Below are 13,709 nucleotides of genomic sequence, written 5' to 3'. Positions count from 1 at the left end.
GGCCCCGCGGTGTTTTGCCCTGTTTACACCACTACTGTGGCAGTGCGGTACCCCATTTGCGCCACTCTTTCGGTTCCTCTTCCTCCAGCAGGAAGTGTTTACCGGAAGAGGCTTGCGGAGCCAGCGGCACGGTTGGTGGTGTGGCGAAGGCGATACCACCCTGAATGAACTGCTGGAAGGTTCCGGTTTTCACCACCCCACCGATCAGCCCAAATTTCAGGTTGTAGCCCGATGCCAGCCAGAACACCGAGTTATTACGCACGAGGTGTTGATATTTCTTACTGATGCGCAGCGTAATCTGTACGCGGTCGGCCATTGCTCCCAGTGATGTCCCTGTCACCGTACCGACTTCCACGCCGCGGAACAGCACTGGCGTACCGACCGACAGTGAACCGCCTTCCGGTGCGTCCATCACCACATTCAGTCCGTCAAGATAACGCGCATCGGTGATGGTGGACTCCTGGAGCTCAAAGGTGCGCTGAGCACGGCCTTTGCCCGGGTCTACGTTGATATAAGGCTGAAGCAGGGTTTCCAGGTGGTTAACGCCGGCAGCCGAAATCTGCGGCGATACCACGGAGAAGCGGGTGCCAAGACGGGCGAAATCCTGCACGTATTCAGGGTAGAGCACCGCTTTGGCGATCACCTGATTATTATCGGCCCCCAGTGCCAGTGATTCTAACTGCCCAATGGTGATGCCGAGATAACGAATCGGCATACCCGCTGACAGCTTACTGGCATCATAAGTCCGCAGGGTGATCTGGCTGCCCACGGCGCGGGCTGTGGTTTCTGAATCATACAGAACGCGTTTATCCTGACGGGTTAAACCGACGCCCGCACCGGATAAATTATCAAAGCTGATGGCGCCCTTCAGTGCACGATTCAGCGGCGAGGCCTGCACGGTCAGGCCGCTACCGTTCAACTGCACGCGTGCACCGCCTTCGGCCCAGAAGACACTGCTTTGCGTCAGCAGGCGTCGGTACTCCGGCTTGATATGTACGTTGACGTCGAAAGCATCGGAGCGCGGGTTCACGCTGACAATCTCACCGACCTGGAACTTACGGTAAAGCACCACAGAACCTGCCTGGATGTCGGGCAGACTGCTGGCGGTCAGGGTGAGGGTGGTGGGCAGAGTGTCACCGAGAATGCCTTCCTCCGCTTTCTCGCTGTTGGCATACAGCGGATAACGGGTTTTCACCGCGCCTTTGTTACCCGGATCGAGGCGAATGCCCCCGTCGACCCACTCGCGGGCGCTGGCGCCCAGCACTTCCATTCCGTCTATGCCGAGCTTCACATCCAGGCGGCTGTTAATGATAAATTTGCTGTCACCATGCACCAGATGGCGGTACTCGGCCGCCACGGCAACATTAAAGGTTACGCCTTTTTCATTCAGGGTACGCTTGATCACCTGTCCAATGCGCATTCCGTGCAGCATCAGCGGCTGCCCGGCATCAATGCCGTAGCTTTCCGGGGCATTGAGCGTCAGCTCAAGCGCGTTGGGTTGCTGTAACAGCGATTCATTGCTTGGCAAGACCGTATAATGATTTTGTGGCTCACCGTCACCCGGGATCAGCTCAAGCGTATTGCCTGTCAGCAGGCTGCTGAGGCTGGTATCGCTCAGGCTAATTTTCGGGCTACGCATTTCAATGCGGGTTCCCGTGCGCATCAGGCTGGTCACGGACGGGTCGAGGGTCAGTTCACCGCTGACTTTGCCGCTGTCCAGCAGCGTCATTTTTGTCAGCGTGCCGACCTCCAGTCCCTGATACATCAGCGGAGTACTGCCTTCTTTCAAATTCTTACCATCTGGCAGATCGAGCGAAATCATCACGCCGCGCTGGCTTTGCGCCAGGTCAGGGTAGAGGGCATAGGTGTCGTCGGATTTCGCGGCCTCCGATGTTTCTGGTGAATCGAAAGCAATAGCGCCATTGACCAGCGCGGCCAGGCTTTCCAGCTGCACTTTTGCACCGCTGAGGCCGACATCAGCTTTCACGCCTGAAACATTCCAGAAGCGGCTCTCTTTTTTCACCAGATTAGTGAAACGCCGTTCAATCAGTACGTCGATGGTCACGCCCTTGTTGCCCGAATTCAGGCTATAGTCGTAGACGCGTCCGACCGGGATTTTGCGGAAATAGACCAGCGATCCGCTGTTCAATGCACCGAGATCCGGGGCATGCAAGTGGATCATCATTTCACCCGTATTGACGCGGTATTTCGGCTGAGTATCCAGCGCAACAAAGTTCTCGCGCGGTTCGCCTTTACCGGGCATCATCCCGATGTAGTTCCCGCCAACCAGCGCATCCAGGCCGGAAACACCGGCCAGTGAGGCTTTGGGCGTGACCAGCCAGAACTGCGTATCTTCACGCAGCGCATCCTTCATATCGCTTTTAATACTGGCCTTGATCTTAATGGTGCGCAGATCGTCAGTCATGCTGATGCCCTGCACCAGACCGACTTCCACCCCCTGGTAACGCACTGGCGTGCGGCCGGGCACAATACCGTCGGCGGTAGCGAAATCGATGGTGACCGTGGTGCCGCGCTCCTGGTAATTGGTCCAGATCAGCCAGCCGGCAATCAGCAGCGCAATAAAGGGCAGCAACCAGAACGGCGATATTTTGCGCCGATTTTTGATGCGTGCGCTAGTCGGTGTAGTCGGCGTTTCCTGTTGCATGAGCATCCCAAAGTAAACGGCTATCCAGCCACTCAACGGCAAGGATAGTAAGTATGACCGCCGATCCAAAGTAGAACGCAGCGGGTCCCATTGTAAAAGCCAGAAGCTGGTCGCGATTGACCAGCGACATGGTTAACGAAATAACGAAGAGATCGAGCATTGACCAGCGGCCAACCCATTTCACCACGCGCAACAGGCGTATGCGGGTTTTCAGCCCCTGTTCGCAATTAAAGTGAATGCTGATTAACAGCGTCAGTAACACGATGACCTTAGTGAAGGGCACCAGGATACTGGCAATAAACACCACGGCGGCCACCGGAATATTACCGGAGGCCAGCGAAAGTATCCCGGAAAGAATCGTGTCTTCCTGACGCGCGCCGTTCAAATAGATGATTGAGATCGGCAGCAGGTTTGCCGGGATCAGCAACACGATGGAGGCAATCAGTGATGCCCAGGATTTTTGCAGGCTGAAGTGGCGGCGAAAACGCAGTGGAGTGTGGCAGCGTGTGCAACGTCCACGATCATCGGCGACCCCGGTGTGGTGGCAGCTCAGACAAACCTGCAATTGTACGAGGGGGACATTGGGGTTTGGCTGCGGATAAAAACGATGCCACAGCTGTTCAACATTCAGGTGAATTAACGTCAGCAGGCTCAGTAGCGTCAATATAATGAAAGCAATCAGCCCAATGCCGGGCGTAATCGCCGCATAGTCCTGAACCTTGATGGAGGCAATGGCGACACCCACCAGATAAATATCCAGCATCACCCACTCTTTTAAGCGGTCGAGCATCAGGAGCACCGGGCGCAGGTTCATGCCCAGTTTTTCACCAAAATAGAGATAAGCAATGGAGGCGACCAGCGTCACCGGTGCACCAATGGTACAAAACGCCACCATCGCAGCGGTGATCACATCGCCCTGTTGCGCCATCTGCATGATGCCGCCCAGCAGGCTGGCATAAATATTGGTTCCCAGCAGACGCACCGACATTAACGATTCATTAAATGCGAACGGCATCAGCAACATCATGGTGACGGCCATGGCCGCCAGACGCGTCATTGACCAGTCACGTCCATTAAGGATAAGCGCATTGCAACGCGGGCAGTGTGCTGACTGGCGTGATTTCACATCTGGTAAGGAAAAAAGGGTATCACATTGGGGACATCGCTGATAACGTGCCTGTGGCAGAGCATGACTGATGGCGTGTATTTTCATATTCCCGATCGTGCTTTAGCCCAAACAGCGCAGGTGCAGGGCAGGGTTAGGCTGATTAACGCCATGAGAGCAAGACTCAGTATAGCCATGCTTCAGTATTCGGATAATTCTAAGGTTATAGTAACTAACAGAATGATTCATCTGATCCGCTGGTTTTTTAATGCTTAATTTTTCGGGCGATGCAGCCTGACGGTGTCGTCTTCGTTTCTACAATGGTTAAACAATGACAAAAGCAGAATTTTATACCGACCTCAATCGTGATATGCGTGCCTTACTCAGTGGCGAAACCAGCTTTCTGGCGGTGATGGGCAATTGTAGCGCGCTTTTATACGAACGTCTTGATGGGGTTAACTGGGCAGGTTTTTATTTGTTAACGGAAGAAAAAACGCTGGTTCTGGGGCCATTCCAGGGGAAAATCGCCTGTGTGCGTATTCCTGTGGGGCGTGGTGTCTGTGGAACGGCCGTGGCAGAGAATACCGTTCAGCGCGTTGATGACGTGCACGCATTCCCCGGACATATCGCTTGTGATGCCGCCAGTAATGCAGAAATTGTGTTGCCGCTGGTGGTTAATGGCAGTGTTATTGGTGTTTTGGACATTGATAGTGTGGAATATAACCGCTTTGACAGTGAGGATGAAGCGGGGCTAAAAGCGTTGACGGACGGGCTTTGTGAGGTGCTTGCCGGATCGGATGTGGAAAAATTTATTCACATGAAACGCACCTAAAGCGCTGGATCACGTAGCAATTGCTGATGGTGTCATTATAATGACGCCTGTTCATGCCCGCGCTGATTGGCAAACCCGTTGTAATCAGGAAATTTCATGGAAAATCAACCTAAGTTGAATAGCACCAAAGAAGTCATCGCCTTTCTGGCAGAGCGTTTTCCACAATGCTTTAGCGCAGAAGGGGAAGCTCGACCACTTAAAATCGGCATCTTTCAGGATTTAGTCGACCGCGTGCAGGGCGAAATGAACTTGAGCAAAACTCAGCTTCGTTCAGCACTGCGTCTTTACACTTCCAGCTGGCGCTATCTTTATGGCATCAAAGCTGGCGCAGCGCGTGTTGACCTTGATGGTAATGCCTGTGGCCAACTGGACGAACAGCATGTTGAACATGCGCGTAAACAGCTTGAAGAAGCCAAAGCGCGTGTGCAGGCACAACGCGAACAGCAGCAGGCGAAAAAGCGTGAAGCGGGTGAAGAAACCACACCGCGTCGTCCGCGCAAACCTGTTCGTAAACCTGCGGCAGAAGGTGAGCAGCCACGTAAAGTGCGCAGCAAACCCGCTCGTCCTCAGGTCGAATCAGGCTCTTCCGCACCTCGTGTAGAAACTCAGCCGGAGCCACGCAAACCGGTTACCGACACATCAGCGTTGCAAGTTGGCCAGAGCATTAAAGTTACCGCAGGTAAAAGTGCAATGGATGCCACTATTTTGGAAATTTCAAAAGATGGCGTTCGGGTGCAGTTAGCTTCCGGCCTGGCAATGATAGTACGCGCAGAACACTTGCAGTTCTGATACGGAGGCTAATCAGGGCATGAACACTCTTTTTAAAAGCACCATCATTGCGGGCCTGTTTATCGCAGGCAATGTTTTTGCGGCTGACAATATCTCGCGCGCCGATCAAATCCCGCAGTTACATCAGGAAGCACAGCATGCCACTGTCAGTGAGCGTGTGACCTCCCGTTTCACCCGTTCCCATTATCGCCAGTTCGATCTCGACAAAGATTTTTCCGTTAAAATCTTTGAGCGCTATCTGAACTTGCTCGACTACAGCCACAATGTGTTGCTGGAGTCGGATATTACGCAATATGCGGACAAGAAAACGACGCTGGGCGACGAGTTAAAAACCGGCCAGCTTTCGGCGTTTTATGATCTCTACAATCTGACACAGAAACGCCGTTTTGAACGTTATCAGTACGCACTCTCCGTGCTGAATAAGCCGATGGTTTTCACCGGCAATGACACCATTGATATCGACCGCAGCAAAGCGCCATGGCCTAAAAGCACCGCAGAGCTCAACGCCCTGTGGGACGCGAAGGTCAAATATGATGAGCTGAGCCTCAAGCTGGCCGGTAAAGATGAGAAAGAGATCCGTGAAGTTCTGACTAAACGTTATCAGTTCGCGGTACGCCGTCTGGCGCAAAGCAATAGCGAGGACGTCTTCCAGCTGGCAATGACGGCATTTGCGCACGAAATTGATCCGCATACCAACTACCTCTCTCCACGTAACACCGAGCAGTTCAATACCGAAATGAGCCTGTCTCTGGAAGGTATTGGTGCGGTGCTGCAAATGGATGATGACTACACCGTGATCAATTCCATGGTGGCGGGTGGCCCTGCAGCCAAGAGCAAAACGATCACCGTTGGCGATCGCATTGTCGGTGTTGGCCAGCCAGGTAAGCCGGTGGTCGATGTGATCGGCTGGCGTCTGGACGATGTGGTTGCGCAGATTAAAGGGCCAAAAGGCAGCAAAGTTCGCCTGGAGATCCTGCCTGCCGGTAAAGGAACCAAAACCCGTACCGTCACGCTGACGCGTGAAAAAATCCGTCTGGAAGATCGCGCGGTGAAAATGACCGTGCATAACGTTGGCAAACAGAAAGTCGGCGTGCTGGATATCCCCGGCTTCTATGTTGGTCTGACCGATGACGTGAAAGTGCAGTTGCAGAAACTGCAAAAGCAGAATGTTGACAGTATTGTTATCGACCTGCGTACTAACGGCGGTGGGGCTCTGACGGAAGCGGTATCGCTTTCTGGTCTGTTTATCCCGGGCGGCCCTGTTGTGCAGGTGCGTGATAATAACGGCAAAATTCGTCAGGATAGCGACAACGACGGTGTGACCTATTACAAAGGTGCGCTGGTGGTGCTGGTTGACCGCTTCAGTGCTTCAGCGTCTGAAATCTTTGCCGCTGCAATGCAGGATTATGGCCGTGCGCTGATTGTCGGTGAACCGACGTTCGGTAAAGGCACCGTGCAGCAGTATCGCTCACTGAACCGTATCTACGATCAGATGTTGCGCCCTGAGTGGCCAGCGTTGGGATCTGTACAGTACACCATTCAGAAGTTCTATCGTATCAACGGCGGCAGCACACAACGGAAAGGGGTGACCCCTGATCTGCTGATGCCGACCGGCGTGGAAGCGGTGGAAACCGGCGAGAAGTTTGAGGACAATGCCTTGCCGTGGGACAGCGTTAAAGCCGCGACCTACGTGAAAATGGGTGACCTCAAGCCGCTGGAACCGAAACTGATCCAGCAACATCAGGATCGCATCGCGAAAGATGCAGAGTTCCAGTACATCATCAAAGATATTGCTCGTTTCAATGCGAATAAAGAGAAGCGCAATATCATCTCGCTCAATCTGGCCGAGCGTGAAAAAGAGAACCGGGAAGATGATGCGCTGCGTCTGGAACGCATCAATGCACGTCTGAAAGCAGAAGGCAAAAAGGCCCTGGTGAAACTGGACGATTTGCCGAAAGATTATAAAGAGCCTGACCCGTATCTCGATGAAACGGTGAAGATTGCTGAAGACCTGGCGCAGTTGGAAAAACAGCAGCCGCCAGCGACCCCAGCCGCGGCGAAATAAGCCCAACAGGCACAGCATTCGCTGTGCCTTTTTTATTCCCTCCTGGCGTGGTGCGTAAAAAGTAAGACAAAGTGTAAAGTTATGTCTTTTTAAGCACTTAAAGATTAAGAGTGCTTGAAATGCACAGTATTGACCTTACGATGGTGTTACGCGAATAGCGGAATAACTGAGGAAGAATAAATTTTATGATGCGTATTGCTCTTTTCCTGTTAACCAACCTTGGGGTTATGGTGGTGTTCGGGCTGATCCTCAGCCTGACAGGGATCCAGTCAAGCAGTGTTATGGGCCTGATGATCATGGCGGGTCTGTTTGGCTTCGGCGGTGCGTTTGTTTCACTGCTGATGTCGAAATGGATGGCGTTACGTTCCGTCGGCGGTGAAGTGATTGAACAGCCGCGTAATGAAACCGAACGCTGGCTGATGGAAACCGTAGGCCGCCAGGCACAGCAGGCAGGCATCGCGATGCCGCAGGTGGCTGTGTACCATGCGCCCGATATCAATGCTTTTGCAACGGGTGCGCGTCGTGATGCTTCACTGGTCGCGGTATCAACCGGCCTGTTGCAGAACATGAGCCGTGATGAAGCAGAAGCGGTGCTGGCACATGAAATTAGCCATATCGCTAACGGTGACATGGTCACCATGACGCTGATTCAGGGTATTGTGAACACCTTTGTGATCTTCATCTCGCGTATTTTAGCGCAGCTGGCGGCAGGCTTTATGTCTGGCAACCGCGATGAAGAAGGGGGCAGCAACGGTAACCCGATGGTGTATTTTGTGGTTTCAATGGTACTGGAGCTGGTCTTTGGTATTGTTGCCAGCATCATCACCATGTGGTTCTCACGTCACCGTGAGTTCCATGCGGACGCGGGGGCTGCACGTCTGGCCGGCCGTGAGAAGATGATTGCCGCGCTGCAACGTCTTAAAACCAGTTATGAGCCACAGGAAGCCAGCAGCATGATGGCGTTCTGCATCAACGGGAAGTCTAAGTCGCTGAGTGAGCTGTTTATGTCTCACCCGCCGCTGGACAAACGTATTGAAGCGCTGCGCAGTGGTGAGTACCTGAAGTAACCACCCACACTGCTCAATTAAAAACCCGCCTTCTGGCGGGTTTTTTTATGCTCAAACGTTACGTGGTTGAGTGATGCGCAGAGCGCTGACCAGCGCGGCGACGGTAGCGAAGCTGCCCGCCAGCAGCAGCGAAAGGTGAGTTCCCTGGGTGGCAAAGAGGTTAAACATCAGTGCCACCAGCGCAGCACCGCTGGCCTGACCCAGCAGTCTAGCCGTACCCAGCATTCCGCTGGCACCCCCGCTACGATGGCGCGGGGCAGAGGAGATAATGGTGTGGTTGTTGGGCGACTGGAACAGACCAAATCCGGCACCGCACAATATCATGCGCCAGATAATATCGCCGTCAGTCGGGCTGGCAGGCAACAAAGCCAGAGCAAATAACCCGCTGGCAAACATTGCCAGCCCAATAGCGCCCAATAGCCCGGCGTGAACGCGTTCAATCAGCCTGCCAGCAATCGGTGCTATCACCATGGTGGCCAGCGGCCACGGCGTCAGCAGCAGCCCCGTGGCGACCTCGCTCCGCCCCAGTACGCTTTGCAAAAAGAACGGCAGTGAAACCATCGCCAGCATTTGCGCACAGAAAGAACAGACCGATGTGCCAATTGACAATGCAAAGACCGGGATGCGGAAAAGATCCACCGGCAGCAGCGGAAATGTCATTCTAAGCTGACGGCGAATAAACAGGGTGCCAACAACCAGGAGCAACAACAGCTCTGCCAACAGTAGCCTGCCATCCACCCCCTGGGCGAACCCACTCAGCAGCGAGATAAGCAGGCCGAAGGTGAGAGCGTTCATCACACCGCTGGCGACGTCAAAACGCTGCCCCTGAGACTTCTGCTGATTGTCTGGCAGGAAACGCAGGGCGAGATACAGTGCGGCAATGCCGACCGGGATATTGATCAGAAACAGCCACTGCCAGGAGGCGAAAGACAGTATCGCAGCGGCCACCGTTGGCCCCGCGGCGCTGGAGACGGCGACAATCAGCGAATTAATTCCCATACCGCGCCCGAGGTGGCGCTGGGGATAGATAATACGTATCAGTGCGGTGTTGACGCTCATCAGCGCTGCGCCGCCGAACCCTTGCAACACGCGGGCGAAGGTTAACATGCTCAGCGAGTCTGAGAGGGCGCAGAATAATGACGTGCAGGTAAACAGCACCAGGCCGCACTGGTAAACGCGGCGATAACCCAGCATATCACCCAGAAAAGAGAGCGACAGCAACGAGACAATAATCGCCAGCTGGTAGGCATTCACAATCCAGATGGACTGTGCCGGGCTGGCATGAAGCTCGCGAGCGATGGTCGGCAGTGCAACGTTGGCAATGGCACCATCAAGCACAGCGACAGTAATGCCGAGCGCAATGGCCACAATGGCCCCGTAGCGTTGGGGTAACGGTAAACCGTCAGTCGGTGATTCAGGCGGCATGGTGATGAAATAGTCAGAGGGGCGAATATCACCATGCTAATGGTTTTTACGATTTTTTCCAGTCTGTAACTGGCTGAAAACTATCACCGGATGTGTCCGTCATCACGCGCAGGTCGTTGCACACTCAGGGTGCGGGCCGTATAATGGAAATAGCGTTCCATTTTTTATAAAACACTTAAAGGTAAAACATGATCAGTGCCGATTCAGATAAACAACCAGACTCCGTCTCTTCGGTCATGAAAGTGTTTGGCATTTTGCAGGCGCTGGGCGAGGAACGTGAAAATGGTATCACCGAGCTTTCGCAGCGGGTGATGATGTCGAAAAGTACCGTTTACCGTTTTCTGCAGACCATGAAAACCCTGGGCTACGTCTCACAGGAAGGGGAGTCTGAGAAGTATGCGCTGACCCTTAAACTGTTCGAGCTGGGCGCAAAAGCATTACAGAATGTCGATCTGATCCGCAGTGCCGATGTACAGATGCGTGATATTTCGCGTCAGACGAAAGAAACGATCCACCTTGGGGCCCTGGAAGAAGACAGTATTGTTTACATCCATAAGGTGGATTCATTATACAACCTGCGTATGTATTCCCGTATTGGTCGTCGTAATCCACTCCACAGCACGGCAATTGGTAAAGTGCTGCTGGCCTGGCGAGACCGCGCAGAAGTCGAGGAGATTCTGACGGGTGTCGAGTTTACTCGCAGCACGTCAAGGACGCTCGACAGCGCTGCAGCACTGTTACCTGCGCTGGACCAGGTGCGTTCTCAGGGCTTTGGTGAGGATAATGAAGAGCAGGAAGAAGGGTTGCGTTGTATTGCAGTACCAGTCTTTGATCGCTTTGGCGTGGTGATTGCTGGTCTGAGTATCTCATTCCCGACTATTCGTTTCTCAGAAGAACATAAAAAAGGATACGTCGCGATGCTGCATCAGGCGGCGAAAAACATCTCCGAGCAGATGGGTTACCACGACTATCCTTTCTAATCCTCAACGGGCCAGCAGTGCGCTGGCCCGATTGTCTGTCAGTTGTCGACCACTTCCGAGCTCTTCCTCAGCAGAGGACAGTCTGTCACGCCGATGATCCCGCTATCAGTATGCAGATACTGCGCAATCACCATGCCGCGTGCTGTCAGATACTGGCACTGAAGCCCCATTCCCGCGACATTTTTGTTGCTGCCTGTCAGAACGCCATAGCCTGTCAATAGCATTGCCAGCCAGATGATGACCAGCAGTGCAACGATCCGTAGCAAAAATTTCATGTGTATCCCCTTATTATTGTTCAGGCGGTGTCCTCACTGCCCGCGCTAAGCATAGCACCATGCAGGTTACTGGTACTAAAAACGATAAGAGGATACTGAAAGCGCGGAACATTTCTGTCGCAGTACGTTGAGTATTTTGTGATGCAGCTATCAATTAACGCCCGAGCAGGTAAAATCATCTCGGCGGCGCTAACGTACTTCGGTAGCCCATTTTCAGTTTTGAGGCATGTATGAACGAAATGACGACAGGTGCGATGGATATCGCATCAATGGGTGTGGTGACTGTCCTGGTCATTATTGGGCTGGTAGTCTGGTTTTTTGTTAATCGGGCCAGCGTCAGGGCAAATCAGCAAATTCAGTTGCTGGAAGCGCTGCTGGAAGAGCAGAAAAAACAAAATGTGTTGCTGCGCCGTCTGACCGATTCGGTTGCGGGTAAAGAGCAGGCAGAAAAAACCACGGATACCGCTGAGAACAAAGATTTTACCCGTCTGATTCCGGAGCGTTAATTTCATCAAGGAGCCGTCAATGGCCTGGCAGAATCCCTGGTACGACCCTGAAAAACCTCACCATACCCCGGAGGGGTTTCGTAACCTGGAGCCAGATTTGCGCCAGAACGGCGATCTCAAACGCTGGCGGCAAGAACGTAAGCAGCAGGGATTACCCCGGCCCCCGGCGCAAGGCTATGAACAGTTCATCAGGCAATGGTGGCAGCCCGCCGATCTTAGCGGTGAGCAGGATGCCGTCTGGTGGCTGGGTCATGCCTGCATGCTGCTACGTACCGCCGGACATTATACCCTGATCGATCCTGCGCTCTCATTACGCGCTTCCCCCCTTAGTTTTTATGGTCCACAGCGTCAAACGCCGTCTGCGCTGGCGATTGAGGATTTACCCCGGCTGGATGTGGTGCTGATCTCCCACAATCATTACGACCACCTTGATCGTCCAACGATAAAAAAAATTCTACGTCGTTTTCCGCAGGTCACCTTTGTGGTGCCGCTAGGATTGGAAACGTGGTTTAAGCATCGCGGTGCACGTCAGGTCGTGCCGCTCGACTGGTGGCAGCAGACTCAGGCGTACGGGTTAACCTTTCACGCAGTGCCTGCACGCCACTGGAGTATGCGTACGCTGTGGGACCGAAATCGTTCATTGTGGTGCGGCTGGGTCATAAAAAGTCAGACGCTTAATTTCTGGTTTAGCGGCGACAGCGGTTATTGGGAGGGGTTACTGGAGATCCCAAGACGGTTAGGGCCGTTTACACTTGCTGCCTTGCCGGTCGGTGCTTATGCACCAAAATGGTTCATGCAGTCTCAGCATATGGACCCTGACCAGGCCGTCTCGCTCCATCAGGCAATAGGTGAGCCTGTGACGATCCCGATCCACTGGGGGGTATTTGAGCTTGCCGATGAATCACTGGATGAACCCCCTCAGGTACTGGAGCAGGCAATGCTGTCCGCAGGGCTGGATTTGACCCGTTTTAAGCCGTGGATAATCGGAGGTAAAATGCTGCTGGATAATATCGATTCGGATTGACCTTAACCCTGTTTTCTTATATCGCAGTGAAAATTAAGAACCCGGATCTAATAATGCAAATAGAGTGATTTGATTGTGATAATACGCGGGGTCAGATCAATGCTTTTAAATGGGGCAATGAGTTAGCGACTTTCATGATTTTGGTGCAATACAAATATACACTGGCGCTAATGCCGGATTTTTGTACAAGTGGAGGTGGCCTTACTCCCGTTATTGTGTGTTTATCAACGATAACTTTCGTCAATGCTTTGCCATATTTATGCAATAATTTTCGCGCAAAATATCAGGTTTACGCAGTATCAGCATAGACTTCATGGCATCTGCGGTTTAAAATATCGCTCAGCCTGAGCAGGCAGTGAAAGGGGTCAGCAGGGGAATGAGGTGTTCATCGTTGATGAAGCGTCATGCATGTACGTGCAATCTGTATCGGCTATCGTTTCAAATGTGTGCGACATCACTATCTCTGTTTAAAAATGACTTGCCATTAATTAACGGATATGTGATAAAACATTCGGGTAAAACGAGGTACAGTTCTGTTTATGTATGGCATCTTCAGTAAAGAAGTTCTGAGTAAAGACGTTGACGTTGAATTCCACTTCCTTGCCGATCTTTAATTTAGTGCCTCATGCAGTTATGTCTCTGGTTTTTCTGTAAGTAAAGCCCACGGGCGAATAAACACTCTAAGGAATTTGCAAAATGGCAAAGATTAAAGGTCAGGTTAAGTGGTTCAACGAGTCTAAAGGTTTTGGTTTCATCACTCCTGCTGACGGCAGCAAAGATGTATTCGTACATTTCTCTGCAATCCAGGGTAATGGCTTCAAAACTCTGGCTGAAGGCCAGAACGTTGAGTTCGAAATTCAGGACGGCCAGAAAGGCCCTGCTGCTGTGAACGTCACCGCTATCTAATTTTCGATCTGAGCCTGTCATTGCCGCCCTGCGTGTAATCCAGGCTGAAATCTGAATACTAAAGCCTCGT

12 protein-coding genes and 1 pseudogene are annotated in these 13,709 nt (G+C 52.7%); 9 read left to right on the top strand and 4 right to left on the bottom strand.

Features of this window, described 5'->3' with window-relative positions:
• Nucleotides 1–31 precede the first annotated feature (31 nt).
• Both WH277_RS27155 and yebS read right to left on the bottom strand, forming a co-directional pair.
• Nucleotides 32–2,665 carry a PqiB family protein gene (locus WH277_RS27155; RefSeq protein WP_339507398.1) on the bottom strand — a complete coding sequence of 878 codons (2,634 nt, stop codon included), beginning with the start codon at nt 2,663–2,665 and terminating at the stop codon, nt 32–34.
• Entirely contained in the window at nt 2,634–3,878 is a 1,245-nt protein-coding gene (gene yebS / locus WH277_RS27150) for a membrane integrity lipid transport subunit YebS (protein WP_133841814.1), read from the bottom strand. Before yebS ends, WH277_RS27155 begins: the two co-directional genes overlap by 32 nt.
• Before the next feature lie 223 nt (nt 3,879–4,101).
• Here yebS and WH277_RS27145 point away from each other — a divergent pair, with 223 nt between their 5' ends.
• The 4 genes from WH277_RS27145 (at nt 4,102) to htpX (ending at nt 8,523) form a co-directional block, all read left to right on the top strand.
• Nucleotides 4,102–4,602, top strand: coding sequence for a GAF domain-containing protein (locus WH277_RS27145; RefSeq protein ID WP_133841815.1), 501 nt, complete (start codon nt 4,102–4,104; stop codon nt 4,600–4,602).
• 96 nt (nt 4,603–4,698) lie between these two features.
• Nucleotides 4,699–5,391 carry an RNA chaperone ProQ gene (gene proQ / locus WH277_RS27140; RefSeq protein WP_133841816.1) on the top strand — a complete coding sequence of 231 codons (693 nt, stop codon included), beginning with the start codon at nt 4,699–4,701 and terminating at the stop codon, nt 5,389–5,391.
• A gap of 19 nt (nt 5,392–5,410) precedes the next feature.
• A complete protein-coding gene (prc, locus tag WH277_RS27135) occupies nt 5,411–7,456 on the top strand; it encodes a carboxy terminal-processing peptidase (RefSeq protein ID WP_167863786.1) in 2,046 nt (681 codons plus the stop codon).
• 185 nt (nt 7,457–7,641) lie between these two features.
• Nucleotides 7,642–8,523, top strand: a complete 882-nt coding sequence (gene htpX, locus WH277_RS27130) for a protease HtpX (protein ID WP_133841818.1) — start codon at nt 7,642–7,644, stop codon at nt 8,521–8,523.
• A gap of 51 nt (nt 8,524–8,574) precedes the next feature.
• Here the strand turns inward: htpX and WH277_RS27125 are convergent, their stop codons facing one another.
• Entirely contained in the window at nt 8,575–9,948 is a 1,374-nt protein-coding gene (locus tag WH277_RS27125; protein ID WP_339507397.1) for an MFS transporter, read from the bottom strand.
• Nucleotides 9,949–10,136: 188 nt separating this feature from the next.
• Here WH277_RS27125 and kdgR point away from each other — a divergent pair, with 188 nt between their 5' ends.
• Nucleotides 10,137–10,928, top strand: a complete 792-nt coding sequence (gene kdgR / locus WH277_RS27120; RefSeq protein WP_133841820.1) for a DNA-binding transcriptional regulator KdgR — start codon at nt 10,137–10,139, stop codon at nt 10,926–10,928.
• A gap of 38 nt (nt 10,929–10,966) precedes the next feature.
• Here kdgR and WH277_RS27115 read toward each other — a convergent pair whose 3' ends face one another.
• Nucleotides 10,967–11,203, bottom strand: a complete 237-nt coding sequence (locus WH277_RS27115) for a YobH family protein (protein ID WP_133841821.1) — start codon at nt 11,201–11,203, stop codon at nt 10,967–10,969.
• A 230-nt stretch (nt 11,204–11,433) separates the two neighbouring features.
• Here WH277_RS27115 and WH277_RS27110 point away from each other — a divergent pair, with 230 nt between their 5' ends.
• The 4 genes and pseudogenes from WH277_RS27110 (at nt 11,434) to cspE (ending at nt 13,639) form a co-directional block, all read left to right on the top strand.
• Nucleotides 11,434–11,709, top strand: coding sequence for a YebO family protein (locus WH277_RS27110; RefSeq protein WP_133841822.1), 276 nt, complete (start codon nt 11,434–11,436; stop codon nt 11,707–11,709).
• A gap of 19 nt (nt 11,710–11,728) precedes the next feature.
• Nucleotides 11,729–12,733 carry an MBL fold metallo-hydrolase gene (locus tag WH277_RS27105; RefSeq protein ID WP_133841823.1) on the top strand — a complete coding sequence of 335 codons (1,005 nt, stop codon included), beginning with the start codon at nt 11,729–11,731 and terminating at the stop codon, nt 12,731–12,733.
• Nucleotides 12,734–13,272: 539 nt separating this feature from the next.
• A pseudogene (locus WH277_RS27100) lies at nt 13,273–13,341 on the top strand (DUF2627 domain-containing protein); the annotation flags it as partial.
• A gap of 88 nt (nt 13,342–13,429) precedes the next feature.
• A complete protein-coding gene (cspE, locus tag WH277_RS27095; protein WP_001062678.1) occupies nt 13,430–13,639 on the top strand; it encodes a transcription antiterminator/RNA stability regulator CspE in 210 nt (69 codons plus the stop codon).
• The last annotated feature ends 70 nt before the right edge of the window (nt 13,640–13,709 follow it).

Origin of the sequence: Erwinia sp. MYb416 (genome assembly GCF_037479575.1) — a bacterium.
In the GTDB taxonomy this organism is placed as follows: Bacteria; Pseudomonadota; Gammaproteobacteria; order Enterobacterales; family Enterobacteriaceae; genus Erwinia; species Erwinia rhapontici.
The sequence above is the reverse complement of the archived record's forward strand: the minus strand, read 5'-3'. Positions and strand labels throughout refer to the sequence as shown.